This window comes from Geomonas oryzisoli (assembly GCF_018986915.1).
Classification (GTDB): Bacteria; Desulfobacterota; Desulfuromonadia; order Geobacterales; family Geobacteraceae; genus Geomonas; species Geomonas oryzisoli.
In genome coordinates, this window is sequence record NZ_CP076723.1 from 900,688 (window position 1) to 927,551 (window position 26,864).

The 26,864-nt window shown below is 63.3% G+C and carries 24 protein-coding genes; 14 read left to right on the forward strand and 10 right to left on the reverse strand.

Translation table 11 applies throughout. From position 1 onward, the window contains the following. Position 1: 1 nt before the first annotated feature. The 4 genes from KP004_RS03985 to KP004_RS04000 are packed head-to-tail and all read left to right on the forward strand — an operon-like array spanning position 2 to position 5,302. On the forward strand, positions 2 to 1,390 hold the full coding sequence (locus tag KP004_RS03985) for an NDP-hexose 2,3-dehydratase family protein (protein WP_239026932.1): 1,389 nt from the start codon (positions 2 to 4) through the stop codon (positions 1,388 to 1,390). A gap of 53 nt (positions 1,391 to 1,443) precedes the next feature. After that, on the forward strand, positions 1,444 to 2,571 hold the full coding sequence (locus KP004_RS03990; RefSeq protein ID WP_216801102.1) for a DegT/DnrJ/EryC1/StrS family aminotransferase: 1,128 nt from the start codon (positions 1,444 to 1,446) through the stop codon (positions 2,569 to 2,571). Beyond that, positions 2,568 to 3,329 (forward strand): class I SAM-dependent methyltransferase, encoded by a 762-nt coding sequence (locus KP004_RS03995; protein WP_216801103.1) that lies wholly within the window; start codon positions 2,568 to 2,570, stop codon positions 3,327 to 3,329. The genes KP004_RS03990 and KP004_RS03995 overlap by 4 nt, the downstream gene beginning before the upstream one ends. Continuing rightward, positions 3,326 to 5,302 carry a tetratricopeptide repeat protein gene (locus tag KP004_RS04000; RefSeq protein ID WP_216801104.1) on the forward strand — a complete coding sequence of 659 codons (1,977 nt, stop codon included), beginning with the start codon at positions 3,326 to 3,328 and terminating at the stop codon, positions 5,300 to 5,302. Before KP004_RS03995 ends, KP004_RS04000 begins: the two co-directional genes overlap by 4 nt. A 130-nt stretch (positions 5,303 to 5,432) precedes the next feature. Here the strand turns inward: KP004_RS04000 and KP004_RS04005 are convergent, their stop codons facing one another. Continuing rightward, a complete protein-coding gene (locus tag KP004_RS04005) occupies positions 5,433 to 7,067 on the reverse strand; it encodes an ABC-F family ATP-binding cassette domain-containing protein (protein WP_216801105.1) in 1,635 nt (544 codons plus the stop codon). Positions 7,068 to 7,340: 273 nt separating this feature from the next. Here KP004_RS04005 and KP004_RS04010 point away from each other — a divergent pair, with 273 nt between their 5' ends. The 4 genes from KP004_RS04010 to KP004_RS04025 are packed head-to-tail and all read left to right on the forward strand — an operon-like array spanning position 7,341 to position 9,899. Beyond that, complete coding sequence (locus KP004_RS04010; RefSeq protein WP_216801106.1) at positions 7,341 to 8,213, forward strand: methylenetetrahydrofolate reductase; 873 nt, start codon at positions 7,341 to 7,343, stop codon at positions 8,211 to 8,213. A 58-nt stretch (positions 8,214 to 8,271) separates the two neighbouring features. Then, positions 8,272 to 8,883: a DUF4124 domain-containing protein gene (locus KP004_RS04015; protein WP_216801107.1), complete on the forward strand. Its 612-nt coding sequence runs from the start codon at positions 8,272 to 8,274 to the stop codon at positions 8,881 to 8,883. 38 nt (positions 8,884 to 8,921) lie between these two features. Then, entirely contained in the window at positions 8,922 to 9,575 is a 654-nt protein-coding gene (locus KP004_RS04020; protein WP_216801108.1) for a CBS domain-containing protein, read from the forward strand. 15 nt (positions 9,576 to 9,590) lie between these two features. Further along, complete coding sequence (locus tag KP004_RS04025) at positions 9,591 to 9,899, forward strand: hypothetical protein (RefSeq protein ID WP_216801109.1); 309 nt, start codon at positions 9,591 to 9,593, stop codon at positions 9,897 to 9,899. 94 nt (positions 9,900 to 9,993) lie between these two features. On the opposite strand, the gene KP004_RS04030 is transcribed toward KP004_RS04025, so the two are convergent. The 3 genes from KP004_RS04030 to KP004_RS04040 all read right to left on the reverse strand — a co-directional run bounded on the left by KP004_RS04030 (position 9,994) and on the right by KP004_RS04040 (position 14,124). Continuing rightward, positions 9,994 to 11,670: a methyl-accepting chemotaxis protein gene (locus KP004_RS04030; RefSeq protein ID WP_216801110.1), complete on the reverse strand. Its 1,677-nt coding sequence runs from the start codon at positions 11,668 to 11,670 to the stop codon at positions 9,994 to 9,996. A 328-nt stretch (positions 11,671 to 11,998) separates the two neighbouring features. Further along, a complete protein-coding gene (locus KP004_RS04035) occupies positions 11,999 to 12,679 on the reverse strand; it encodes a response regulator (RefSeq protein ID WP_216801111.1) in 681 nt (226 codons plus the stop codon). Next, positions 12,676 to 14,124, reverse strand: coding sequence for an ATP-binding protein (locus KP004_RS04040; protein WP_216801112.1), 1,449 nt, complete (start codon positions 14,122 to 14,124; stop codon positions 12,676 to 12,678). Before KP004_RS04040 ends, KP004_RS04035 begins: the two co-directional genes overlap by 4 nt. A 239-nt stretch (positions 14,125 to 14,363) precedes the next feature. On the opposite strand from KP004_RS04040, the gene KP004_RS04045 reads away from it, so the two are divergent. Together KP004_RS04045 and KP004_RS04050 are read left to right on the forward strand one after the other, a co-directional pair. After that, complete coding sequence (locus KP004_RS04045; RefSeq protein WP_216801113.1) at positions 14,364 to 14,987, forward strand: hypothetical protein; 624 nt, start codon at positions 14,364 to 14,366, stop codon at positions 14,985 to 14,987. Positions 14,988 to 15,223: 236 nt separating this feature from the next. Further along, positions 15,224 to 16,654, forward strand: coding sequence for a DEAD/DEAH box helicase (locus KP004_RS04050; RefSeq protein ID WP_216801114.1), 1,431 nt, complete (start codon positions 15,224 to 15,226; stop codon positions 16,652 to 16,654). 84 nt (positions 16,655 to 16,738) lie between these two features. Here the strand turns inward: KP004_RS04050 and KP004_RS04055 are convergent, their stop codons facing one another. The 3 genes from KP004_RS04055 to KP004_RS04065 form a co-directional block, all read right to left on the reverse strand. Continuing rightward, positions 16,739 to 16,927, reverse strand: a complete 189-nt coding sequence (locus KP004_RS04055; protein WP_216801115.1) for a hypothetical protein — start codon at positions 16,925 to 16,927, stop codon at positions 16,739 to 16,741. 580 nt (positions 16,928 to 17,507) lie between these two features. Further along, positions 17,508 to 18,422 (reverse strand): universal stress protein, encoded by a 915-nt coding sequence (locus KP004_RS04060; RefSeq protein ID WP_216801116.1) that lies wholly within the window; start codon positions 18,420 to 18,422, stop codon positions 17,508 to 17,510. 5 nt (positions 18,423 to 18,427) lie between these two features. Continuing rightward, positions 18,428 to 19,723, reverse strand: a complete 1,296-nt coding sequence (locus KP004_RS04065) for an Nramp family divalent metal transporter (RefSeq protein ID WP_239026933.1) — start codon at positions 19,721 to 19,723, stop codon at positions 18,428 to 18,430. A 256-nt stretch (positions 19,724 to 19,979) separates the two neighbouring features. Here KP004_RS04065 and KP004_RS04070 point away from each other — a divergent pair, with 256 nt between their 5' ends. Together KP004_RS04070 and KP004_RS04075 are read left to right on the forward strand one after the other, a co-directional pair. Continuing rightward, positions 19,980 to 21,587, forward strand: coding sequence for a HEAT repeat domain-containing protein (locus tag KP004_RS04070; RefSeq protein WP_216801118.1), 1,608 nt, complete (start codon positions 19,980 to 19,982; stop codon positions 21,585 to 21,587). After that, positions 21,580 to 22,950: an HD-GYP domain-containing protein gene (locus KP004_RS04075; RefSeq protein WP_216801119.1), complete on the forward strand. Its 1,371-nt coding sequence runs from the start codon at positions 21,580 to 21,582 to the stop codon at positions 22,948 to 22,950. The genes KP004_RS04070 and KP004_RS04075 overlap by 8 nt, the downstream gene beginning before the upstream one ends. Positions 22,951 to 23,082: 132 nt before the next feature. Here the strand turns inward: KP004_RS04075 and KP004_RS04080 are convergent, their stop codons facing one another. Beyond that, the gene (locus tag KP004_RS04080; protein ID WP_216801120.1) at positions 23,083 to 23,457 is read right to left on the reverse strand and encodes a desulfoferrodoxin; all 375 of its coding nucleotides are present in this window, start codon (positions 23,455 to 23,457) and stop codon (positions 23,083 to 23,085) included. 32 nt (positions 23,458 to 23,489) lie between these two features. Further along, a complete protein-coding gene (locus KP004_RS04085; RefSeq protein ID WP_239026934.1) occupies positions 23,490 to 24,221 on the reverse strand; it encodes a DUF4350 domain-containing protein in 732 nt (243 codons plus the stop codon). Positions 24,222 to 24,426: 205 nt separating this feature from the next. Between KP004_RS04085 and KP004_RS04090 the strand changes: the two genes are divergently transcribed. Together KP004_RS04090 and KP004_RS04095 are read left to right on the forward strand one after the other, a co-directional pair. Next, positions 24,427 to 24,717, forward strand: a complete 291-nt coding sequence (locus tag KP004_RS04090) for a Dabb family protein (protein WP_216801122.1) — start codon at positions 24,427 to 24,429, stop codon at positions 24,715 to 24,717. Positions 24,718 to 24,746: 29 nt separating this feature from the next. Then, on the forward strand, positions 24,747 to 25,238 hold the full coding sequence (locus KP004_RS04095) for a YchJ family protein (RefSeq protein ID WP_216802374.1): 492 nt from the start codon (positions 24,747 to 24,749) through the stop codon (positions 25,236 to 25,238). A gap of 262 nt (positions 25,239 to 25,500) precedes the next feature. Here KP004_RS04095 and KP004_RS04100 read toward each other — a convergent pair whose 3' ends face one another. Continuing rightward, complete coding sequence (locus KP004_RS04100) at positions 25,501 to 26,784, reverse strand: O-acetylhomoserine aminocarboxypropyltransferase/cysteine synthase family protein (RefSeq protein WP_216801123.1); 1,284 nt, start codon at positions 26,782 to 26,784, stop codon at positions 25,501 to 25,503. Between the last annotated feature and the right edge of the window lie 80 nt (positions 26,785 to 26,864).

Below are 26,864 nucleotides of genomic sequence, written 5' to 3' on the forward strand. Positions count from 1 at the left end.
CGTGACGCCAGTGATGCTTCCCGCAGGCGTTGCCCTGCCGCAGGAGTACGCCTCCGGGGTCGCCCGTTCCCGAAACGGTGGAACTCCCCTGCACGACGATGCCTTCGTGGATGGATGGATCAACGCGGCGCGCAAAAGGGGCTCGTTGAACAACGTGCAGGTCCCCCTGGATGCGGTGCAGGGGTGGCACAGGGAGCCGGAGACCGGGAACATCCACCACCAAACCGGACGTTTTTTCAGCGTGATCGGCGTGCATGTCCGCCACAGGGTGGGGCACCACGAGCTGGAATGGGACCAGCCCATCATCGAGCAGCCCGAGATCGGCATCCTCGGCATCCTGGCCAAGTACATCGACGGCACTCTCCACTTCTGCCTCCAGGCCAAGGAGGAGCCGGGCAATGTGGGAGGGGTTCAGCTCTCTCCGACGGTTCAGGCCACCTACAGCAACTACACCGGGGCTCATGGGGGGGCACGGCCGCTCTTCATCGAGCGCTTCATCGAGCCGGACCCCGCCGGGCGGCTGTTTGCCCGCCTGCAGACCGAGGATGGCGGCAGGTTCCTGTACAAGTCCAACCGTAACATGATCATGGTGGCTGGGGACGAGGTGCCGGTGGAGCTTCCTGAAGGCTTCATCTGGCTGACCCTGTGCCAGATCGCCTCCCTTATCCGCCGGGACAACCTGGTCAATGCCTGCACGCGCAGTATTCTGGCCTGCCTCGTCGGCGCCGGAAGCGCCGGTGAGCCGGCGTACACGGCGGGGGGGGAGGGGCTGCGCGATACGCTGCAGTGGCTGGACGACCGCAGGGCGGTGACCCACATGCTGACCAGGCGCATAGGGCTGAACGATCTCAAGGAATGGCGCCTGGACGAAAAAGGGTACTTCTCCCACGTTCCCAGCGCCTTTTTCCGCATCGTAGGGTTGAAGGTCTCCTCTCAGACCAGGGAGGTGGGGTCGTGGGGGCAGCCGATCATCGAGAATCCCGCCCCCGGGATCATCGGGCTGCTGCTCCGCGAGGGGGCAGAAGGGACGGAACTTCTGATGCAGGCGAAGGCCGAGGCCGGCAACCGCTCCACGGTCCAGCTCGGCCCCACGGCGCAGTTCACGCAAGGCAACTACGAAGGGAACCAGAAGCTGGAAAAGCCGTTCCTGTTCGATGAATTCTCCGCGCCCGGACCTTTCCCGCCGGTTCACGAGAGTCGCCAGGCCGAGGAAGGGGCGCGGTTTTACCGGGAATACAACCTGCATCGCATCCTGAGGCTCCCCGAGGGGACCGAACTGGCGCTCCCTCCCGACTACCGCTGGCTCACTCTGCGGCAGGTGCAGGTGCTGGTGCACCTGGGTGAGCAGGTCAATTCCTGCGCGCGGAGCATCATCTCGTGCCTGCTGTGATGACGCTTCGAGTGCGGGAGCGGCGGGATGCCGGGACGGGGAAAGGGGGGGGCATGCCAGATGTGAATGACAAAGTCCGCTACTGGGACTATCTCGGCGACTACGCGCTGCACCGCGAGGCATACCTGGCAGCTGTGGACCGCGTCTTTTGCTCCGGGCGGCTGGTGCTGGGGCAGGAGGTCGCGCACTTCGAGAAGGACCTGGCGGCCTATTGCGGGGCCGCGTTCGCCGTCGGCGTCAATTCCGGGACGGACGCGATCCTCCTGGCGCTGAAGGCTTTGGGAATAGGGGGGGGCGACGAGGTCATCACCGTCTCCAATACCGCAGTCCCGACCGTGGCCGCGATCCGCGCCAGCGGTGCGACGCCGGTATTCGTCGACGTCGAGGAGGATACCTACCTCATGGATGCCTCCCTGGTCGAGGCCGCCGTCACCCCCCGCACCCGTTGCCTCATCCCGGTGCACCTGTGCGGGCAGATGGCGGACATGGCGCCGCTTAAGGAGATCGTGCGGCGGCGGGGGCTGAAGCTCATCGAGGATTGCGCCCAGGCCTGCGGCGCAACCTACCGGGAAGAGCGGGCCGGCAGCTTCGGGAACGTGGGCGCCTTCTCCTTTTATCCCACCAAGGTTCTCGGTGCCTTCGGCGATGCGGGTGCCATGACCACCTCGGACCCGGAACTCGCCGCGCGGCTCAGGCGGCTGCGCTTTTACGGCATTGAAAAGGGGTATCACGCCGAGGAGGAGGGCTTCAACTCGCGGTTGGACGAGGTGCAGGCGGCAATCCTGAACCTGAAACTTGTCGGGATAGAGGCGGCCGCGTCCGCACGGCGCGATATCGCGCGCATATACGATGAGGGGCTGGCCGGGGTGGGAGACTTAGGCCTTCCCGTCGTCGGCCGCGACTGCCGCCACCAGTACTACCTGTACACCGTGCGCACCCCGCGTAGGGATCGGCTGATGGAATTCCTGGGCAGAGAGGGGATCGAGACCAAGATCAATTACCCGCACCCGGTGCACCTGATGCGGGGCTACTCTGCCCTGGGGTATCGTGAGGGGGACCTGCCGGTCACCGAGCGGCTTGCCCGCAGCATCCTTTCCCTCCCCATCTACCCGGAGCTCCCCTGGCCGCACGCTGAAAGGGTGGTCGATGCGGTGCGGCGTTTTTTCCGGGGGGGGCGATGAACCCTTCCGAGTACCGGGTCATGTTCGAGGCGGAGGATACGCACTGGTGGTACGTGGGGCTGCATGAACTGGTCCTTGCCCACGTGACGCGGGAAGCCGGGCGCCTGGGCAGGCCTTTGCGCATCCTCGACGCCGGCTGCGGCACTGGAAAGCTGTGCCAGCTTCTGGCTCCCTTGGGTGAGGTGGAGGGGGTGGATGCGTCGCCGGAGGCGATCCGCTACAGCCGCCGGCGCGGGGTCGCGGCAAGACTGGGCGACCTGAACGCCTTGGCGCTCGAGCCGCAGGCGTACGACGTGATTACCTGCATCGACGTGCTCTACCACGCGAAGGTCCGCAGCGACGTGGAGGTGATGAAGGCGTTGCGCCAGGCGCTGCGGCCGGGGGGGATGCTGGTGCTCAACCTGGTCGCCCTGGAATGGCTGCGCAGCTCCCACGATGTCGCGGTCCACACCCGCGAGCGCTACCGCGAGGGGACCCTGCGCGAGAGGCTGACGGCCGCGGGTTTCGACGTCGAGCTGCTTACCTTCCGGGTGTGCCTTTTGTTTCCGCCCATCGCCATCTGCCGTCTGCTGCGGGGGATATGGGGGCGCCGCGAGGGGGGGGCGTCGGACGTGGCGGTTCCTTCACCTTTTGTGAACGCGCTCCTGGTGCGGGTCATGCGGGCGGAGAACGCCTTGCTGCAAAGGGGCAAGCTGCCGATCGGGTCCTCGCTATTTTCCGTTGCCAGAAAGGGTGATGCGGAACAGGAGACACTATGAAGAAGCGAAATAAAGCGGCAAGAACGGAACAGGCGGTCGCCGCTCAGGCGGCGCCGGAGCAGGCTGAGGAGCTGAGCCTGCTGCGCGACCCCCTGGTCCATATCCTATTGGTACTGGCGGTAGGTTTCGCGGTCTACTCCAACATCATCTGGGCGCCTTTTGTGTTCGACGACCAGCCGTTTCTGGCCGGCAACCCCCTGGTCAAGGATTTCGGCTTCTTCACGGACCCGCAACGGGTGTTCGCGCTCCCGATCAACCCCGACCTCAAGAACAATTTCATGCTGCGCCCGGTCGCCTATTTCACCTTCGCGCTCAACTACGCCTTCCACGGTCTGGATGTCGGGGGGTACCATGTGGTCAACCTGTTGGTGCACCTGGTCAACGCGCTGCTCGTGTACCTGCTCGTATGGCTCACCCTGAGGACGCCGCTGTTTCTGGGGGAAGAAGGGGAAGGGGGGGAGGAGGCCGGCCAGCCCGCGCAGCGTTTCTGCTACCTCCCCCTTGTCTGCTCGCTCTTGTTCGTCTGCCATCCGCTGCAGACCCAGGCGGTCACCTACGTGATCCAGCGCTTCGTCCCGCTGGTCGCCTTTTTCTACGTCGGCACGCTGGTCCTCTACGTTGCCGCCCGGCTGGCCCGGGCCAAGGCGGCCCGGACCGGGCTGTACCTGGGGGCACTGTTAGCCTGCGTCCTGGCCATGAAGACCAAGGAGAACGCCTTCACCCTGCCGGTATTGATACTTTTCTACGAATGGGTCTTTTTCCGGGACGCGTTTACCTGTCCCCGCCTGCTCCGGCTGCTCCCCTTCGCGCTGACCATGGCCATAATCCCGGTCAAGCTGATGCAGCTCTCGGCCAGGGGGGGCACCGCCCCGGGGGGGACGGTGGCAGGCGCCGTGAACCTGGTCAACTTCAAGCAGGTCTCCTCCTGGGAATACCTGATGACCCAGTTCGGCGTCATCGCCACCTATCTGAGGCTTCTGCTGCTGCCGGTGGGGCAGAACTTCGACTACGACTACCCGCTGCAGCGGGCGTTTCTTACCCCGGCCGTCCTGCTTCCGCTGGCCCTGCTCCTGGCGCTCGCGGCGGTCGGCGCGTGGCTTTTGTTCCGGTCGCGCCGCGATCCCCGCTGCGCCCCGCTCGCCCTCGTCGGTTTCGGTGTCTGGTGGTTCTTCATCACCCTGAGCGTCGAATCGAGCGTCGTGCCGATCGACGACCTGATTTTCGAGCACCGGGCCTACCTCCCCTCGGCCGGCTTCTTCATGGCCGCGGTCACCGGATTTTTCTTCCTTTTGCCGCGGCGTGCCGGTGCGCCGATGGCGACGTCGCGACCGGCCGTCGCCGTCCTGGCCCTGCTGGTCACGGCAAGTGCGGCGGCAGCCTACGCGAGGAACACGGTATGGCAGACGCCTGTCGCCCTCTGGCGCGATGCGGTGCAAAAGAGTCCGGCGAAGCACCGTCCCCACTTCTCGCTGGGGGTGGCCCTGGCCAATACCCTGCCCCCCTGGCATACCGACGATGTCAACGTCATGCTGCAGCCCATGGATGCCGGGCAGAACGAGGTGCTCGCCGAGGTGGTGCGCGAGTTCCAGACCGCCATCAGGATCGACCCGCAGTCGGCGGCCGCCCACACCTTCCTGGGAGGGGCGCTCCTGGTTCAGAAAAGGTACCGGGAGGCGGCCGACGCGCTTGCCATCGCCGCCCGCCTGGAACCCAACGACGCCCGTCCCCACGCGTTCATGGGCCAGGTCCTTGAGGCACAGGGTGATCTGGCGGGCGCGCGCCGCAAGTACCAGCAAGCCATCGCCGTCGATCCATCCGCCCAGTACGCTCATCTTTTCCTGGCGCTGCTGAACGTCCGGGAGCGCAGGCACGCCGAGGCTCTTGCCGAATACGAGACCGCCTATGCCCTTTCCCCTCGGGCCGACCTGGAACCGAAGATCGCCCGCCTGCGGGAAGTGTCAGGGGGGCGGTGACCTGGCCCGGCGCGCGGCCCTGCTCCTCCCACGCAGGGGTGGGAGGGGGGCTGGCGCATGCACATAAAAAAAGGGGACTCCGTTTACCGGAGCCCCCTTTTCTTGTATCCCTTGTATCCCTTCATCCCCGTTACAGGCTCAACTCCGCGTGCCCGTTGCACAGCCTCTCGCGCTCGGCGATGACGTCGGCGTCCTCCAGGTAGTCGTCGAAGTTCATGTCGCGGTCGATGATGCCGGCCGGCGTGATCTCGATGATCCTGTTGGCCACCGTGGAGACGAACTCGTGGTCGTGGGAGGCGAACAGCACCACCTCGGTGTAGGAGATGAGCCCGTTGTTGAGGGCGGTGATCGACTCCAGGTCCAGGTGGTTGGTCGGCTCGTCCAGGATGAGCGCGTTGGCGCCGGTCAGCATCATCCTGGAGAGCATGCAGCGCACGCGCTCACCGCCGGAGAGGACGCTGGTCTTCTTGGTTGCCTCGTCGCCGGAGAAGAGCATCCTGCCCAGGAAGCCGCGCGCGAAGCTTTCCCCTTCCGTCGGCGGGGAGTACTGCCCCAGCCACTCGATCAGGTTCAAGTCGCCCTTGAAGTAGTCGCCGTTCTCCTTGGGGAAGTAGGCGTTGGTGATGGTGACGCCCCAGCGGAAGGTCCCCTCGTCCGGTTCCAGTTCGCCTGCCAGGATCTGGAACAGGGTGGTCTTCGCCAGCGAGTTGCTCCCCACGAAGGCGATCTTGTCGCCCTTTCTCACCATCAGGTCCAGGTCCTTGAAGAGCTGCACCCCGTCCACGGTCTTGGAGAGCCCTTTCACCTCGAGGATGATGTCGCCGCAGGGGCGCTCCGGCTTGAACACCACCCACGGGTACTTGCGCGAAGAGATGGGCATGTCCTCGATGGTCAGCTTCTCGAGGAGCTTCTTCCTGGAGGTCGCCTGCTTGGCCTTGGAGGCGTTGGAGGAGAAGCGCTGGATGAACTCCTTCAGTTCGGCCGCCTTGTCCTGGACCTTGCGGGCCTCGTCCTGGCGCTGCTTCAGGTTCAGCTGGCTCGCCTGGTACCAGAAGTCGTAGTTGCCGACGTAGACCTGGATGCGGCCGAAATCGATGTCGGCTATGTGGGTGCAGACCTGGTTCAGGAAGTGACGGTCGTGGGAAACGACGATCACGGTATTGTTGAAGCGGTACAGGAAGTCCTCGAGCCATGCGATCGACTTCAGGTCCAGGTGGTTGGTCGGCTCGTCCAGAAGGAGCACGTCAGGGTTGCCGAAGAGGGCCTGCGCCAGGAGCACGCGCACCTTCTCACCCGCTTCCAGCTCCTTCATCAGCTTGCCGCGCAGCTCTTCGGGGATGCCCAGGCCGTTCAAGAGCACCGCCGCCTCGCTCTCCGCCTCGTAGCCGTTCATCTCGGCGAACTCCGCCTCCAGTTCGGCGGAACGGATGCCGTCCTCCTCGCTGAACTCGGGCTTGGAGTAGATCGCCTCGCGCTCGGACATCACCTCGTAGAGCTTCTTGTGACCCATGATCACCGTGTTGAAGACGGTGTGCTCGTCGTAGGCGAACTGGTCCTGCTTGAGGACCGCGATCCTCCCTTTGCCGACCGAGATCTCCCCCTTGTCGGCATCGATCTCGCCGGAGAGGATCTTGAGGAAGGTCGACTTGCCGGCGCCGTTGGCGCCGATCAGGCCGTAGCAGTTGCCCGGGGTGAACTTTATGTTTACGTCCTTGAACAGCACCCGCTTGCCGTAGGACAGGGTGACGTTTGATGCGCTGATCATGCTTGCTCCTTCTGCGATAAATGAAAAGACCACAGGAATGCCTGTGGTCGTGAATCTCGTATTTATAACATTGCTGCAACTGGCTGAGCAACGTCTTTTTTTTCTTCTGACACGATTTTAACGCGACTCGGACAGCGGTACGGCGCAGTCGCTTTTCTTATAAAAAAATGCTAAAGTCACGCCCATCGCTGTCGAGGAGACAAAGGTGCCTGCCCCCGTCCATCCGGCCGGTGCCGAAAGACGGCTCAAGGCACGGCAGCACACGGAGCATACATGAAAATAGTAGACAAGATGAACCGTGACAGTCAGTTCATCTCTCTTGAGTTTTTTCCGCCCAAAGACAAGAACGAGTGGCCCGCCTTCTTCCAGGTGGTAGATCGCCTGGCACAGCTTAATCCCCTTTTCGCCTCGGTCACCTACGGTGCCGGCGGGAGCACCAAGGGGGACACCCTCGAGATCGTGAGTCGCCTGAAAAGCGAGCACGGCCTCGATACCATGGCCCACCTGACCTGCATCGGCGCCTACCGAGGCGACCTGCAGCTCTTCCTGGACAGCCTGGCCGAGGCGGGGGTGAACGACGTCCTGGCCCTGCGCGGCGACCTGCCCAAGGATGCGCCCCCCGAGTTCTCCGCCTGCCGCACGCTCTTGCACGCCTCCGATCTCGCCGCATTCATCAAGGAGTCTCACCCCGGCATGGGGATCGGCGTGGCCGGCTATCCCGAGGTGCACCCCGAGGCGGTCGATGCCGAACACGATCTCTCATACCTGAAACTGAAGCTGGACCAGGGGGGCGACTTCGCCATCACGCAGCTCTTTTTCGACAACCAGCTCTACTTCGATTTCGTCGCGAAGGCCCGTTCCATCGGCATTGACAAGCCTATCATTCCCGGTATCATCCCCGTGGTGAGCCTCAAGGTGATACAGCGGATCATCTCCCTGTGCGGGGCGAGCCTCCCGGCGGCCTACCTGGCCGAACTGGAGGCCGCGGACCGGGCAGGGGGGGCGGCTGCTGTCCAGGAGGTCGGGGTGGCCCACGCACGCAGGCAGGCCGAGGAACTTTTGGCCGCCGGCGTCCCCGGAGTGCATATCTACACGCTGAACCGCGACCAGGCGGTGCTCGACCTGGTGCAAGGACTGCTGCCGTAGGACCTGCAATGCAATTTCTTTGAAAATGGCGGCTGCCTCGCCGCCGCTAGGGGGGAAGGTGAACAAGTCACTGCTTTTCCTGCTGCTCGGCGCGCTCACTGTCTGCGCGCTTCCCTCTCGGCTCCTCGCCGATTATTACAACTACACCGACAACCGCGGCGTCGTCCACATGACCAACAAGCTGCAGGCGGTCCCGGCCAAGTACCGCGCCACCATGAGAGTGACCCGCGAAGAGCCGAAAAAGCAGACTGCCGCCCAGGCCCCGGAGGCAACGGAACAGGCCCCGGCAAGCCAGTCGTTGCAGCAGGAGGCGCCGGCGCCCCAGCCGGGAGGCTTTGCACAGCTCACCTCGCGCCATGCCTGGCTCAAGCCGCTGCTTATCGTTGCCGTCATCGTCGGCCTGTTCGTCGCGGTCTGCAAACTCACCACCTTGATCCCTTCGCCCATGCTCTCCAGGGTGATTTACATCTCCTTCTTCGTCGGCGTCATGGTCTTTCTCTACAAGACCTACGTCGACTACATGGTCGAGAGCAGCATGAAGATCAAGGATCGTGCGATCACCATGATGAAGAAATCCTCCAATCGCGAATTCCCCGACCCGGCCGCCGGAGCCCCGGGTGAGCCTCGGGCGATACCGATGCCAGCTTCTGATTCATTGAACCGGCAGTGACGCCGGCTGCAGCACAACAAACCTAGGAGGGTGCCACAATGCTAGTACGAGACAGGATGACTAAAAACCCGATTACCATCATTCCCGACATCTCGGTTACCGAGGCGCTGCGACTGATGGGAGAGAAGAAGATCCGGCGCCTCCCCGTAGTAGACCGCTCCGGTCAACTGGTCGGTATCGTCTCCGACCGTGACCTGTTCCAGGCCTCCCCGTCGCCGGCCACCTCGCTGGCAGTCTGGGAAATCCACGACCTCCTGGCGAAACTTACCGTGGAGAAGTGCATGGCGAAGGACGTCATCACCGTCTCCGAGGATACCCCGCTCGAAGAGGCCGCCCGTATCATGGTCGATCGCAGGATCGGCGGCCTGCCGGTAGTGAACGCGGGCAAACTGGTGGGCATCATCACCGAATCCGACCTGTTCAACATCCTGCTCGAGCTTTTGGGCGGTCGCCGCCAGGGGGTCCGCCTCACCGTCGCCACCACCGGCGCCAAGGGGACTCTCGCGGACGTCACCAAAACCATCTACGAGGCAGGCGGCAACATCGTGGGCCTTGGCTTCAGCGAGGTCGACGGCAACCAGGCCGACACTTGGATCAACACCTTCAAGGTGCAGGGGGTTTCCAAGGAAACGCTGGTGGAGGCGATCCGGCCGCACGTGCGCGAGATCATGGACGTGCGCGAAACCTCGTGATGCCGGGAGAGCGCCATGCACCTGATCCAGATTCTGCTGCCGCTCTACGATAACGAGGGGAACCAGTTCACCCAGGACGAATTCCTCAAGGTACGTGACGAGCTCTCGGAGCGCTTCGGCGGCATCACCACCTACATGCGCTCTCCTGCGCGGGGGCTCTGGAAAGAGACCAAGGAGACCACGGTCCAGGATGACATCGTCATCTACGAGGTGATGACCAAGGAACTGGACCGGGCTTGGTGGAGCACGTACCGGCAGCAGTTGACGGCCGACTTCCGGCAGGCGCTGCTGATCGTCAGGGCGAGCGAGGTGGAGCTCATCTAGCCGCCCCAACTGCAGGACGCAAAAAAAGCCGGGTGCTGCAGGCGACCATCATGGTCACCGGGCACCCGGCTTTTCAATTGGGACCGGGACGCTTCTAGAAGCGCTCGAACTCCTCGTCCATCTCCAGGTCGGCCCCTACGGCCTTTCCTACATGCACGGGGGCGGCATGGGCCGGGGCTGCCTTGGCGGCGGTCATCGCCTTCATGCCCGGCTTGTCCTTCGCCTTCGGCGACTTGACGGCTCTTGCCTTTGCCGTGCCTTCATCGCCGGTCTTGAAGAAGGTGATGGTGCTTTGCAGCTGTTCCGCCTGCGAGGCGAGCTCCTCGGCCGTGGAGGACATCTCCTCTGAGGCGCTGGCGTTTTGCTGGATCACGGTGTCGAGCTGCTGAATCGCCTTGTTGATCTGCTCGGCGCCGGTGTCCTGCTCCCGGCTGGCGGCGCTGATCTCCTGGACCAGTTCGGCGGTCTTCTGGATGTCCGGGACCATCTTGGCCAGCAGTTCCCCGGCCCTTTCCGCGATGCTCACGCTGTTGGCGGAAAGCTCGGAAATCTCTCCCGCTGCCTTCTGGCTCCGTTCCGCGAGTTTCCTCACCTCGCTCGCCACCACGGCAAAACCCTTGCCGTGCTCGCCCGCGCGGGCCGCCTCGATGGCCGCGTTCAGCGCCAATAGGTTGGTCTGGCGCGCGATCTCTTCGATGATGTTGATCTTGCTGGCGATCTCCTTCATGGCGTGGACGGTTTCCAGTACCGCCTTGCCGCCGTCTTTGGCGTCTTCCGCCGATTTCACCGCGATCTTTTCGGTCTGGATCGCGTTGTCTGCGTTCTGGCGGATGTTGGAGGTCATCTGCTCCATGCTGGAAGAAGCTTCCTCGGCGGCCGCCGCCTGCTCGCTCGCCCCCTGCGACATCTCCTCGGAACTGGAGGAGAGCTCCTGGCTCCCCTGCGCCACGTAGTTGGTGGCCGCCTTAACCTCGGTGACCACCTCCTTCAGCTTGTTCAGCATGGTCCTCATGGCGGCGAGGAGCTGCCCGGTTTCGTCCTTGGAGGTCTGCCCGATCTCGAAGGTCAGGTCCCCGTCGGCAAGACGGTTCGCCGTATCGACGCCGACCTGCAGCGGTTTCTTGATGCTGGATGTCACGAGAAAGCTGAGGGCGACGGCAAGCAGCACCGCAACTATGGAAATGGTGATCAGCAGGAAGACGACGCGCTGAGTCGCTTTCAGGACCATTCCTTTTTCCTGCTGCATGGCCTTGTTTCCTTCCTGAGCCAGTTCGACAGCAGTATTCTCCATCTTGTGGGTTTCATCCTTGAAGGCGCCAACGGCGGCGTTGGCCTCGGCCGGTGTCTTCAACTTGCCGTCCAGGATGGAGCCGGCCACCTTCGCAAAGCCTGCCTTATAGAGGGCGAAGTTTTCTTTTATGGTCTTGGTCTTCTCCACGTCCTCCTTGTCCCGCACCACCTTTTCCAGGTCCGCGACGCGTTCGGCCGTCTTGCCCGCTTCCTCGTTCCACTTGGCGTAATACTCCTCGACCTTTTTAGCATCGTTGATGTTCAGGAACATGTCCTTTTCATAGCGCCTCATGCCTAAGACGTTGGCCCTGGCCCTGGCTGCATGTTCGGCGATCTTGGCTTCACCGTCCAGAACTGTAACCATGGTGTTTTCGCCGTCCTTGACCCCCCAGTAACCGGTGCCGGCAACTCCCACCAACAGCAGCACGACGAGCCCGAAACTCAGCATCAACCTGGTACCGATCTTCATGTTCTTAAGCATTTTTATTTCCCCCCTTAGGCAGAACGCCTATCTGTACCATCTCAACTATCTGACGTATCGACTGCGGCGCTACATACGCTATGGTCCTGTTGGAAGTGATGCTTTCGTAAGTTCCCAGGGCGTGTATCAGGCATGGTCTAAGCTTTGTCGCTTTTCCCGCGTGCTAAAGTGGATATCGGTGGTAGTGGGATTTTCTTAAGTAAAGAATAGAGATATATGGTCATTTGTGACCACCGGCGAGGACACAGCTTCGCGATAAGTGATAACAGGATCACTATTGAGAGAGGGAATGCAGTGTATGAGGGGGGGGAGCTGTGAGCTCCACCGGTTAGTTCTGGGTGGGGGGCTCGTACTTGTACCCGGCTCCGTAGATGGAGTGGATCAGTTCCTGGTCCGGGGCCACCGCCGAGATCTTCTTGCGCAGCTTCTTGATGTGACTGTCGATGGTCCGGTCGCTGACGATGCGCTGGTCCGGGTAGATCCGGTCCATCAGCTGGGTGCGGGAGTAGATGCGCCCCGGGTTCTGGAAGAGAAAGTGCAAAAGCTTGAATTCGACCACGGTCAGGTCGAGGTCGCGCCCCTGCCATTGGGCGGAGTAGCGGTCAGGGGCCAGGGTGAGGCCGCCGCTCGATTGGGAGGGATGCTCCACGCTGCGGCGCAGCACGGTTTTCACCCGCGCCACCACCTCGCGGGGGCTGAAGGGTTTGCAGATGTAGTCGTCGGCACCAAGCTCCAGGCCGAGCAGCCGGTCGATCTCCTCGACGCGGGCGGTGATCATGATGATGGGGAGCTGCGAGAAGGTGCGGATCTCCTTGCAGATCTCAAGGCCGTCGCGCCCGGGGAGCATCAGGTCGAGCAGCACGAGGTCGGGCTGCTTTTCCCGTACCCGCGGCACCACCTCGGTCCCGTTGGCGACCCACACGGTTTCGAACCCTGACTGCTTCAGGTAATCCCCCAAAAGGCTCGCCAGCTTTTCCTCGTCCTCGACGATCATGATGGTCTGTGTCATGTCCAGCTCCCGGTAAGCGGCAGTTCTATCCTGATCAGCACCCCCCCCTTGGGGGAGGGGTGCGCCACGATGGTTCCCTCGTGCGCCTCGACGATGTTCTTGCAGATGGCCAGGCCAAGCCCGGCGCCGCCCAGGGCGCGGTTTCTCGAATTTTCCACCCGGAACAGCCGGTCGAAGAGCCGGGCCAGTTCCTCGGGCTGCACCCCGGGTGCCGAGTCGGCAAATTCCACCACGGCCCGGCCACCGTCACGCCTGAGCCGCACCGACAGCTCGCCCCCCTGGTCGGTGTACTTGAGCGAGTTGTCCAAAAGGTTGCTGAAAAGCTGGTTAAGTCGGACCCCGTCTGCGAACACCGTCAGCTCTTCGCCGGGGAGCTCGTGCTTCAGCGCGATGCTCTTGTTGCGGAACTTCGCGGCGAACGGCTCCAGGGTGTCTTCCATGAGCTCGGTCAGGTCGACCAGCTCCTTTCTGTAGTTGAGCGCGCCGATGTCGGACATGGAGATCTGATACAGGTCCTCGACCAGCCGCCCCAGGTGCATCACCTCGGCGTGCAGCGAGCGCATCGACTCGGGTCCCAGGGGACGCACCCCGTCCTGCAGCGCCTCTATCTCACCGCGCAGGATGGAGAGCGGCGTGCGCAGCTCATGGGAAATGTCCGCCAGGTAGCGCCGGCGGGCCCGCTCGTTGTTCTCCAGGGAGAGGGCCAGCGTGTTGAAGTCGCGGGCCAACTGCCCCAGTTCGTCGTTGGAGCCCACCGGCACCCTGGTGTCGTACTCCCCGGAGGCGAGTCGGTGCAGGGAGCCGGCGAGCCTCTTGATCGGCTCGACCAGGCGGTTGGCCAGGGGGAGTGACAGCGCAGCCGACACCAGCAGCATCACGACCGCCACGAGCCCCATGGTGAGTTTTTGCTGCTGCACGAAGAGGAGCTGGTAGGTATCGGTGAGCCGCTGCCTCGGGCGCAGCGCCAGGTACCCTATCACCTCGCCGTCGCTGGCGAGCTTCTTCACCTGCGCGGTCTCCAGGCTCCCCTGGGTCCCCTGGATGAGGCGCTTGTCGGGATCGAGCAGCACCACGCGTCCTTCGAAACGGTAGGCGAAGCGCTGCGGCAGGTGCTGCCCCTGGCCGGTCAGGTTCATGAACCCGCGCCGCCCCATCCTGCGCTGCGCGGCATCGCTTTCGCCCCCCTCGCGCCCTTCCCGCGTCCCGGCGACGACATCGAACCAGGTGGAGGGCTCCTGTTGCAGGAAGTCCCAGCTGCCGTTAATGCTGTAGGACTGCTCCAGCACGTGTGCCAGCCGCTGCAGTCGGTCCTTCTCCATGGTGTTGACGTAGGCGAGGAAGCCGTGCCCGATGCTCCACTGCATGATGAGGAACATACAGATCACCACGGTGCCGGTTGCGGCAAGCATGGTGAAAAAGAGCCTGTATTTGATCTTTACCTTCATGACATCCACCGTTTAGACGAAGAACACAGCTTTGTTATTAGCATAGTTGCCGTCAATGTGCCATTGCATCTTTGGAGCAGATGGAAATTCCACATTTGCTCCACAATTTCTCCTCATTGTGCTGTTAGCTTCATACTCAAAGAATGAACAAACCCGGCCGCTCAAACGCGGACCAAGGATGGAAATCTCACAGGAACAGTACCAGGAAGCAAGTCGGCTGAGGCCGCAAGGAGAAGATCATGAAAAAGCTCGTCGCACTGGCATTCGTTATCGTGCTTGCCGGGGCCGCCACGGCCCAGGCAAGGGTGGATTTCAGCGTCAACATCGGCGTTCCGGTCGCCGTCGCACCGGTCCCCGTGGCACCGGCCCCGGTGGTTTACCCGGCACCGGTCGCCTACCCGCCCCCGCCGGCCCCGGTCGCCTACGCCGAGCCCCCCAGCTTCATCTACTCGCCGACCCTGGGGTTCCACGTATCGGTGGGGCTCCCCTATGATGTGGTGTACACGGACAACTGCTACTACCAGTACCGGGACGGCTACTGGTACATGGCCAACAGCTACCGCGGACCGTGGACCTACGTTGCCCCGCGCTACCTTCCCTATGGGCTGCACCGGCACCGCCACGAGCAGATCCGTTACTACCGCGACTACGAGTATCGCACCTACCTGAGCGATCGTGACCACTACCGCGGCAACTGGTACCGGCCGGTGGCGGAGCGCCGGGACGGGCGCTGGGGCGAGCGCAGGGATTACTACCGCGACGCCTACCGCAACGGGTATCGTGACGGGTACCGGGATGACCGTCGGGATGACCGTCACGACGACCATAGGGATGACCGTCGCGACTACAGGGATCGCCACTGATCCCGCGGCTGGCAACCTTCTCCCACGCCTGTCGCCTCGGGGCTCTCCTCCTTCTCCCGGGGCGGCAGGGGGGGAGGAGGGACCCTTTCTGACGGAAAAGCACAGCATTAGATAAATTTGAGCCTCTTTTCTCCCGTTTCGTGTTATAGTTCAGCCTCTAATGAGTCACGGACCCCATGGGCCTTTCAGGCTACCTGGGGTTTTTTGTGGCGTCACACCAAGAAACAGGAGTATCAGTGGATTTCAAACAGTTTAACTTGCACCCCAAGGTCCAGGCAGGCGTAGAGGCCGTGGGGTACCAGACCCCCACCCCCATCCAGTTGCAGGCCATTCCGGCGGTGATCGCCGGCCAGGACGTGCTCGGGCTGGCCCAGACCGGCACCGGCAAGACCGCTGCCTTCGGCCTTCCCATGCTGCACCGCCTGGTGGAGGGAAGCCGCGGCAAGGTGCGCGGCCTCGTGCTCGCCCCCACCCGTGAGCTCGCCGAGCAGATCAACGAATCGTTGAACGCGCTGGCGCAGCAGACCCGCCTGAAAAGCATCACCGTCTACGGCGGCGTCAACATCAACACCCAGATCAAGAAGCTCAAGGAAGGGACCGATATCGTGGTCGCCTGCCCGGGGCGCCTTCTGGATCACATCTCCCAGGGGACCGTCGACCTTTCCGGCGTCGAGGTGCTGGTCCTGGACGAGGCGGACCAGATGTTCGACATGGGCTTTCTCCCCGACGTGAGAAAGATCCTCAGGGCGCTTCCCGGCAAGCGGCAGAACCTCATGTTCTCCGCCACCATGCCTGACGACATCCGCGTGCTGGCGCACGAGATCCTGCGCCGCCCGGTGACCGTGCAGGTGAGCCGCACCGCCCCCGCGGCGACCGTCTCCCACGCGCTCTACCCGGTGGGGCAGCACCTGAAGACCCCGCTTCTCTTCGAGCTTTTGAAGCACACCGACACCGAGAGCGTGCTCATCTTCACCAAGACCAAGTACCGCGCCAAGAGGCTCGGCGAGCAGCTCGAGAAGAGCGGCTACAAGGCGACCAGTCTGCAGGGGAACCTCTCCCAGAACCGCAGGCAGGCGGCGCTGGACGGCTTTAGGGATGGCACCTACCAGATCATGGTGGCCACCGACATCGCCGCCCGCGGCATCGACGTCTCGCTGATCTCGCACGTGATCAACTACGACATCCCCGACACCCCCGAGGCGTACACGCACCGCATCGGCCGCACCGGTCGTGCCGCCAAGACCGGCGACGCCTTCACCATGGTGACCGGCGAGGACGAGCAGATGGTGCGCAGCATCGAGCGCGTGCTCGGTGCCAAGATCGAGCGGCGCCGCGTGGAAGGTTTCGACTACGCCGTGCCGGCTCCCAAGAAGGACGAGGAGTTCGCCCGTCCGCCGCGCGAGCCGCAGAGAAGGAAGCAGGCCGCCGGTCCCGCACAGGGCAAGGTGAAGCCCGCCGAGGCCAAGGCCGCGCAGGGCGCTGGCGGCAGGCCGTCCCAGCCCGGCAACAGTCGTGGTCCCGGCGCATCCCGCGGCCCCGGCGGCAACCGTAACCAGTCCGGTCAGCGCCAGGGCGGTAACCGTCCCGCCGGCCAGGGCACCGGTGAAGGGCAGCGCGCCGCCGCGCCGCGTCCCGGCAACCACGCCGCCCGCCGCAGCGGCAGGTAGGCTGCAGCGGTGCTTGCACCGACACAAAAGAAAAGGGGAAAGTCTTTGCGACTTTCCCCTTTTTTTTATGGTAGTTGCCGGGCCTCAGTCTCCCAGCCACCCCGCCTCGGGGAGCTGTATCGGATCGCAGACCGCGTCGATCTCCTTGGCCTTAGCGCCGCAGTTGCCGCATTCCACGGTGGGTTGCAGCGTGAGCTTATGTACCTTGTCTATTTCCCCTCTCGCGGTAAGGGCGCAGATGTGCTCGCTGTGCCCTTCTTTGCTGCATGCCATGACCGTCACCTCCTTGATGGAAATGTCATAGCCATTGTGCTTCATGGGCCTCACAGTGTCGGTAGAGTTGTTGCTACTTTATTCTACGCTTTTTTGATAAAATTGTTGTCACAGAAGGAGATAGCTACTGTCAGAGGAGGTAAGCCATGCTTGGATCGAGATGTCCTAAATGCAACGGCAAAGGGAAAATCCTGATGGCTTCCCGGCAGTCCGGATACGACGTCGAGGAAGTGCCCTGCACCATGTGCAAGGGGTCGGGAAGGAAATAGAAAAGCGCAGCAAAAATAGACAGCAGGCTGGACGCCCGGCGTAACGGGCAATGAAAGAGGGGGAGGCCGGTTACGGCCTCCCCCTCTTTCATGGTTCATTGGAGATCCCGGGGAGACCGCCGCTTGATGTCTCCCCCTCCCTTGACGGGAGGGGGCCGGGGGGTGGGTGAAGCCCGCAAGGGGAGGGGGAATAACGGCGGGACGACGGGTTCAGTCGGCGGGGGACGACGCCGGGAGCGCTCCTTTCAGCTCAGCCAGCTTCCCCTGTAGTAAGGGTACAGGCACCTGGCGGAGTCAGTCCCCTCCGCCGCTTACGAGACGGTGGGGTCGGAGATCGGCACCAGGAGCAACGGGCACTTGCTGCGGCTGCAGATGCCGTGGGCGACGCTGCCGGTCCAGAAGGCGGCCATGCCGGTCTTGCCGTGGGTCGGGAGCACCATGAGGTCGATCTTCGCCTCCTGGGCGGCCCGCGCGATGGTTTCGGCAGGGGCGCCCCGCAACACGTGCGCCGATGCGTGGATTCCCTCCGCGACCAGCCCCTGCACCACTTCGTCCAGGTGCTCGGCCGCGTCGCGCGCCTCCAGATCCAGCATGCGCGCGGCGGTTGCGGGAAGGGTCCGCGCGGATACCTTCTCCTCCGGCGGCAGCGACTCGTAGGTGGGGATCACCGTGGTGATGTGCAGGTCGGCGTTGCAGATTCTGGCTACCGCCTTTACCACCGGCAGCCCCTTCTCGTGTTCGGGGTCGGTGTCCAGCGGCAGCAGGATCTGGCAGCAGCAAAACGGCGGCGGTTCGCCGTGCTCGTCGGGGTGGGTGATCAAAACCGGCAGGGCCCCCCCCGCGATCACCTTCTGGGCGATGGAGCCAAAGAGGAGGTGAAAGGCCTTGCCCCGCCCGTGGGAGCACATCACCACCAAGTCATGGCCCAGTTCGGCGGCGTGGGCGACGATGCTCTGGGAGACCAGCTCGGTCTCGGTCTCGTGCACGTGGCATTCGACCTTGGGGATGCCTTGAAACCACGCGTGAGCTACCCCCTGCAGGTACGCCTGCGCCTCATCGGGCCCGGTCAGGTGCTTCTGCCCGTGCACCTGGCTTGGGGCGTCCTTCTCCACCACGTGGAATAGGGTCACCTGGGCGTGCAGCTTTTCGGCCATGAACCGGGCGGCGGGAAGGGCTGCCTCGGCGAGTTTGGATCCGTCCATCGGGACGAGAATGTGCTTGAACATGACGATCATCCTGGGAAAAAGGTTGCGTAGAGCAGGTAGATGTTGAGGGCGACGATGAGCCCTGCCGCCACTGCGGCAAAGGCCGTGGTCGCCGGTTTGTTGACCAGGTCTCCCATAAGGTCGCTGCGGCGGGTGAAGAGCACCAGTGGGATGATGGCGAAGGGGAGCCCGAAGGAAAGCACCACCTGGCTGATGACCAGGGTGCGGGTCGGGTCGTATCCCATGGCGATGACGAACAGCGACGGCGCCATGGTGACGAGACGCCTGATCCAGAGCGGGATGTGGCGCTGGATGAAGCCCTGCATGATCACCTGCCCGGCGCTGGTGCCGACGCTGCTGGAGGAGAGGCCAGAGAAGAGCAGGGAGACGCCGAAGATGAACTTCGCCGCCGAACCCAGAAGCGGCTCCAGGGTCCGGTACGCCTCCTCGATGGTGGCTACCGAGGTCTTGCCGGTGGCGTAGAAGGTGGCGGCCGCCATGATGAGCATGGACATGTTCACGAAGCTCGCGATCCCCATGGCGATCACCACGTCCATGATCTCGTAGCGGAACAGGGTGCGCAGCTTTTTCCTGTCTTTGACCACGATCCTCCCCTGCATGAGCGAGGAGTGCAGGAAGATGGCGTGCGGCATGACCGTGGCGCCGATGATGCCGGTGGCCAGGAGGACGCTTTCGCTCCCCGCAAACCTCGGTCGCACCACGTGCGCGGCGATCTGGCCCCAGTCGGGGCTCGCGATGAAGATCTCGGCCACGTAGCACAGGGCGATGACGGCGACCATGGCGGAGATGACGGCCTCCAGCGGCCTGAAGCCGAAGCGCTCCATGCCGAGGATGGCGAAGGTGGCCAGGGCGGTGAGCAGGGCGCCGGCCAGAAGCGGGATGCCGAACAGGAGCTGGAATCCGAGGGCCGCGCCCATGAACTCCGCCAGGTCGGTGGCTATGGCCACCGCCTCCATGATGACCCACATGGCGAGCGACACCGGCCTTGGGAACTGGTTGCGGCAGTGCTCGGCGAGGTTTTGGCCGGTGGCGAGCCCCAACTTGGCCGATAGGGTCTGGATCAGCATGGCGATCAGGTTGCTGGAGATGATCACCCAAAGGAGCAGGTAGCCGAACTGCGCCCCCCCCTGGATGTTGGTGGCGAAGTTGCCGGGATCGACGTAGGCGACGCTGGCGATGAAGGCGGGGCCGAGGAAGGGGAAGACGCGGGCGAGTCGTGATTGCTTGGTTTCGCGCGACAGGGCCTCCAGGGCGGACTGGACGGTCCTCGAGTCAAGGTTGCTGGTGCTGTTTTTGGGCAATGTCACCTCGGCGGCTGGTTCGTGGGCGAAAGGTCAGACAATTCTAGCTGCGATAGCATCAAGGATCAACTGCCATGCTCTGAAAAAGATGCTTAGCCGTCGTTGTCTGCGAAATGAGTTGGCAGCGGACCTGCGGGCATGGTAAAAGCGACGGTGAAGTAGTATAGCCGAGGCGATCGTCGTGGTCGCAGCAAAATTGTTTGATAATTATCATTATCTCGGCTAGAATCTGGCGTCCTATCAACGGGAATGGAATATGCCGGAAGACCAACGAAATCTACTTGAAGACAGTGAAGATCTCGGTGCCGCCTGCCAGAAAGCGCTCGCCGAGACGTCCAAGGCATTGAAGGCATTTTCCTTCTATCCCGACAGCCATCCCCTGCGTTCGCAAATACTCACCGCTGCCTATGAGGCTCTTGCCAACCTTGTCAAGCGCGGCGCCGTCACCCTGATCGTGCAGCGCGGCGGCTTCGCCATCGCCGGCCGGCAGGAGACCATCGAAAGCAACCCCATAACCCGGGCCCTCGCCCAGGAACTTTTCACACGCGAGCTGCAACGACTCACCTTCCTTCCCGAACTGTCCCAGGCGGACCTCGCCGTCCTTCTTTCCACACTGGCCGTCTCGCCGCAGAAGATCGCCGAGGAAGGGGGGGTGTCCGGCATGCTGGCACGAAGCGGCGTCTCCGGGGTCATGGTGAACCAGATCGACGTCACCGCCGTGTACACCAAGAAATCCATGGGCCAGGCCGAGGAGGAGGCCGGCGAGGCGGGTGCCGAAGTCTTCGAGGAGCGCGCGCCCGAAGCCGGCCCGGTACAGGGGAGCATGGCGGGGCAGACAGCCGAGCCGGGCGTGGACGAGATTCTGGCTGCGCTTTGCGCCGCAACCGACGACGAGCGCTACCGGCAACTGGCGCGCCTGCTTTTGAAAACGGCCCTGCCGCTGAAGCTCGAGGGTAACTTCGACCGGCTTTACGTCGTGCTGGCGCAGCTGGTGAAGCAGCAGGCGGACCCGGCCAGAAGTGCGGTCTGCCGCGAAGCGGCGCACACGGTGCTGCAGCAGCTTATCCTGGGAGAGATGGCCGAACATCTGCTGAATCACCTGGAGGATGTCGACTTTCCCGATAAGGAGGCGATCTGCGACATGCTCAGGCTCGCCGGTGCCGAGGTGGTGGACGCCGTGGTACGGCGCCTGACCGGAACCGGCAGCAGGGCCGCCCGCAAGGCCCTCGGCACCACCTTGGTCCGCATTGGGGTGCAGGCGCAGCCCCGACTGCTCGCCCTCTTGAAGGACGGCCGCGTGCAGGTGGTGCAGATGGCGGTGGCCATTCTGGCAGAGATCGGCAATCGTGATGCGGTGAAGGGGCTGGTGCTGACCGCCTATCACCCGGAGAGCCGGGTGCGCACGGAGAGTATCCGGGCGCTGGCACGGATCGGCGGGATGGAGGCCACCGGCGTGCTCCTCTCCCTGGTGCAGGAGGGGGACGAGACGATTGCGCTGCATGCCATCTCCTGCCTGGGGAGCTGCAGAAACCAGGCGGCACTCGATCCCCTGCTCAGGCTGGCGGCGAAGCGCGATCTGAGGGGAAAGCTGCACGCGTTGCAGCTGGAGGCGCTGCGGGCGATAGGCCGTATCGGTGACCGGCGTGCCCTGGGGGGGCTGTTCAAGCTGGTGCGCAGACGCTGCCTGATCGGTACGACCCGGCGCATTGAACAAAAGCGTGCCGCAATCGAGTCCATTGCCGCTTTGGGAGGGGAGCAGGCTCGGGCCTTTTTGCAGCGGTACGCCTCAGACAAGGGAGACCTGGCCGCGGCCGCTGCGGCGGCGCTGCAGGCGATGGCGCAGAAGGAACCGGGGCATGACTGAGATCACCAAAAACGACGTGCAGCGCGCTGCGATGCTGTTCACCGCCTCGATAAAGTCGGTACTGCTCTACCCCTTGGCCCATCCCGCGGTGCGCCAGCCCTTGCAGGAACTGGTCGGCCTGATCGGCGAGATGATTGGGGAACGGCACGAGCTGCACCTGGGTGTGGTGGAGGGGACCTTCTTCATCGAAGGGTGCCTGCTGGTCGCCCCCAACGCGGCCGTCGTCGAACTGGTCGAGCGTCTGCTGCAAAAGGGAGTCGACGCCGTCACCATTTATCCCGGGGTCACCCCCGACGATCTTTTCGGTTTCGCCTCGCTGTTGGCGAACCGGCAGGTCGGCCCGGAAACCTTTGCCGCGGAGCTGGAACGCAAGGGCATCAGCAACGTCCGCCTCGGCATCGACGAGGTGGTCGCCGGCGAGGGGGAGGGAAAAGGGGAAGCACTCGTACCCGCCGCCATCTACCGCGACGCGCTCAAGGCGGTGCGAGACACCATGCGCGAGGTCGACAACGGTCGGATTCCCAGCGGCGAGTGGATCAACGGCGTCGTGGAGAACATGGTCTCGGTCACCATGGAGGAACCCACCACCCTGCTCGGCCTCGCCATGATCAAGGACTACGACAACTACACCTTCAGCCACTCGGTCAACGTCGGTATCCTGGCGCTCACCCTGGCCGCCTTTCTGGGGCTGGAAAAGGAGGCGCTGCACGAGATCAACACGGCGGGGCTTCTGCATGACATCGGCAAGACCAGGATCGACAAGAACATCCTGAACAGCCCGGGCAAGCTGTCCGACACCGAGTTCAAGGAGATGAAGCGCCACGCGGAGGAAGGCTCCGAGATCGTCAAGAAGATGAGTAATATCCCCCCCGCGGTGGCGGAAGCGGTGCTCGGGCACCATATCCGCCACGACCGCACCGGCTACCCGGAGTGGGCTCGGGAGATGCACTTTGGCCTGTACACCGAGATCGTCTCCGTGGCCGATTGCTACGACGCCATCACCACGCTGCGCACCTACCAGCGCCCGACCCTGCCCAAGGAGGCCATGGAGATCATGCATCGTCTGGCCGGCTCCTCTCTCAACAGCGAACTGGTGGAGCAGTTCGAGGCGATGATGGGGGAATACCCGGTGGGGAGCCTGGTGCGTCTGGACACTAACGAGATCGCGCTGGTTTTGAAGCCTCACCCCATGGAGTGCGCGGAGCCGTCGGTAAAGATCCTGGTGGACGCGCGGGGGCAGGCGCTGGAGACGCCGAAGCTGGTTACCTTGGCCGAAGCGGGTGGCACACGCTACGCCTCGATCGTCGCGCCGGTGGATCCGCTTTTGAAGAACATCAACGTCGCGAGCCACCTGCTTGCTTGAGGCAGGGGGTAGCGGGCAGGGGGGCAGGGGGGCAGGGGGGCAGGGGGGATTTACTGATTCCGGCAGCAACGAAAAAAGGGGGGACGGCTTTTGCCGTCCCCCCTTTCTGCATCTAAAGCGTGGCGTGCGTGTCTACGCGGACCACTGGCCGTGCAGGTTGCAGTACTCGCGGACCTTGATGTCGGCGGCGGTGACCGGGAAGGTGGCCTCCGGAGCCTGGCCCGGCTGGAGCTGCGCGCGGTAGACCTTGCCGTCGGCAATCAGTTCGATCCACTCGATATAGTGGGCGCTCTCCATCGGGTGCGGGATGCTCCCCACCTTTACGGTGATGGTCCCCTCGCCGCGCTCGATGACCGGTACGTGCTTCTCCTTGGAGGCGTCGACGGTATTTTCCTTCTGCAGTTTCATCTCTTCGCCGCAGCAGACCAGTTGGCCGCCGCCGGCATGGAACACCTCGACTATATTGCCGCACATCTCACACTTGTAGATTTCCAACGCCTGTGCCATTGAATCCCTCCTGTTTTTGTTGGTTGGTATTTCTATTTAAGCCAGGCAGCGAGGTTTGCCGCCAGCATCTTGTTGTTTCCTTCCAGGAACTTGTTCTGAAAGATGGCGTCGTCGCCAAAGACCAGGAAAGAGCCTTTGCCCATGGTGCCGGCTACCACCACGCCGAAAGAGGCCGTTTCCTCCTTGGACTGCTTCTGGTCCTGGTCCACGTCGATCCAGGCCTGGAAGCCGGTCGCCGCGATCACCTGGGCGGCATCGGTCTGGTTGATCAGCCCCCAGGCACCGTGCACGCTGAAATCCTTGACGCCTGCGAAAAGCGGGTGTTCCTTGAACCGCACCACCCGGAAATTGATCAGGTCGCCGTCGAGCAGGTTCTCGCGCTCCTGGACCACCCCCATGGTGTGGCTTACCTGCAGCCGGTTCAGCAGCGTGGCCATCGGGGGCGCTATGTGGAGCATCACCGCCACGCGGCCGCCGTTCTGGATGAACCGCGCCACAGCCTCAATCTCGTTGGGGTGCAGCGGGGTGAAGGCGCCGCTGATGATCAGGGCGCGTGCGCCGGCCAGGGTGGCATCGGAGAGCGGCTGGTCCACGGTGCCGACCTCGAAGCCCGCGCCCTGGAACACCTCGGCCAGCCCCGACAGCTGCAGCGGCCCCTGCTCCTTCACCTGAAAGCGTTCGCCGTGCCCGTTGTCGAAGAGGACCTTGTCGGCCGCCAGCACGGGAGCGGTCATCATTAAGAACGCCAGTACAATTATACTCATGAATCTCAAAGCGCCAGTCATTAAATCCTCCATTGCATGAAATTTTAAAAAAGACCTTTTTGATCCTGTTGGTCCTTATAGCAGCATTGTTTCGGCCACGCAACAACTTTTTTCCGTTTACGGGACTGCCATCGTTGACAGCGGGGCGGGCGCCGATGTATTACAGGTATCCGGAGAACGTCATTACTGATTCTGGGGGCTACACATGATCGTGCATATAGTGCTTTTCAAGCTCAAAGAGGCCACTGCTGAGAACGTCGAGGCTGCCAGGCAGCGTCTGCTGAGCATGGACGGCAAGGTGGAGCTGTTGCGTCACCTTGAGGTTGGGGTGGACCTGATCCGTTCGGAGCGGTCGGCGGACATCGCCCTGTACACCAAGTTCGACTCCCTGGAGGACCTGCAGGCCTACCAGGTGCATCCCTACCACGCCAACGAGGTGGCCGCCTACATGAGGAGCGTCTGTTCCTCCGTGGTTGCCGCCGACTACGAACTCTAGCAACACCAACAAGCAACGAGGAGGAGTAACTGATGGAGCTGTGTGCCTGTGGCAGCGGCGTGGCCTACGCCGAATGCTGTCGCCCCGTCATCAAGGGGGAGCGCCGCGCTGAGACGGCAGAGGCGCTGATGCGCGCGCGTTACGCCGCGTACGCCAACGTCGAGACCGATTTCATATTGGAGAGCACCCACCCCAAGCACCGCGAGGGGTACGACGCCGAGGGGACCCGCGAGTGGGCCGAGAAGTCCGACTGGCAGGGGCTGGAGATCGTCTCCACCAAGGACGGCGGCAAGGATGACACCACCGGCGAGGTGGAGTTCATCGCCCGCTGGAAGGAGCAGGGGCAGGACCGGGTGCACCACGAGCGCGCCCTGTTCAAGAAGGAGAAGGATGCCTGGCTGTTCACCGACGGCAAGGCGGTGACCCCGCAGCCGATCATGAGGACCTCGCCCAAGATCGGGCGCAACGACCCCTGCAGCTGCGGCAGCGGTATCAAGTACAAGAAGTGCTGCGGCAAGTAATCGGGCTGCGGTAACAACCGCTGAGGCTGGATTAGCAAAGGGGCGAGTGGAAATCCACTCGCCCCTTTCTTTTGGGCTCTATTGACGATTCGTGTTGGTTATCCGCCTTAGCGCCCTTCACCGAAGGAGGGGACTGGCTCCGCCAGGTGCCTGTCCCTTTAGGGCTTGAGTAAAGGTGGCTGAGCGGAATGGAGCGTTCCGCTAAGGGGACAGGCACCTAAACGGAGCCAGTCCCTTCTGCTAGAGCCGTCATCGCAGGCCCTTACTTCTGGCTCGCCAAAAGCGCCTGGTTCACGTCCTCGATCAGATCGTCGATGTGCTCGATCCCCACCGAGAGACGGATCAGGTCGGGGGTGACCCCGGAAGCGACCTGCTGTTCCTCGGAAAGCTGGCGGTGCGTGGTGCTGGCCGGGTGCAGGACACAGCTCCGCGCGTCACCCACGTGGACCACCAGCGCCACCAGCTGGCAGCTTTCCATGAATTTCTTCCCCGCCGCGGCGCCCCCCTTGATGCCGAAGGTGAGCACGCCGCTCGCCCCTTTGGGGAGGTACTTCTGCGCCCTGGCGTAGCTCTTGTGGCTCTCGAGCCCCGGGTAGCTCACCCAGGAGACCGCGTCGTGCTTCTCCAGGAACTTCGCCATGGCGAGCGCGTTCTCGGAATGGCGCTGCATCCTGAGCGGCAGCGTCTCCAGCCCCAGGTTGAACAAAAAGGCGTTCATCGGCGCCGGGCAGGGGCCGATGTCGCGCATGAGCTGCACGCGCGCTTTCACGATGTAGGCGAGTTTGCCGAAGGTCTTCAGGTACTGCAGGCCGTGGTAGCTCTCATCCGGCTCGGTCATTTCCGGATATTTGCCGTTGCCCCAGTCGAAGTTGCCGCTGTCCACGATCACGCCCCCCACGCTGGTCGCGTGCCCGTCGATGTACTTGGTGGCCGAGTGGATCACGATGTCGGCGCCGTGCTCGAGCGGCCGGCACAGGTACGGGGTCGGGAAGGTGTTGTCGATGATGAGGGGCACCTGCATCTTCTTGGCGATGCGGGAGAACTTGTCGAAGTCGAGGATGTTGAGGCCGGGGTTGCCGATGGTCTCACCGAACAGGCAGCGGGTCTCGGGGCGGAAGGCGGCAACGATGGTCGCCTCGTCCGCCTCGGGGTCGACGAAAGTCACCTCGATCCCCATTTTGGGGAAGGTGTTGGCGAACAGCGAGTAGGTGCCGCCGTAAAGGGTGCTGGCCGCGACCACGTGCTGGCCTGCCTGGCAGATGTTCATTACGGCGATGGTGGAGGCCGCCTGGCCGCTGGAGGTCGCCATGGCCGCGACGCCCCCCTCCATGGCGGCGATCTTCATCTCGAACCCTTCCGCCGTCGGGTTGGAAAGCCGGGTGTAGAAATGTCCACCGACTTCGAGGTCGAACAGCTTGGCCACGTGCTCCGCGCTGGAAAACTTGAAGGTCGTGCTCTGGTAGATGGGCAGGATGCGGGGATCGCCGTCCTTCGGGGTAAAGCCTTCCTGGATCGCCTGGGTTTCGATGCGCCAATTCTTCTTCATGGTTCCCTCCTCCGTGAGTCTCTATAGCAAGGCAAGGCGCGTACTATAGCAGAATTGTCACCGCGTTTGCAGGGAAATAT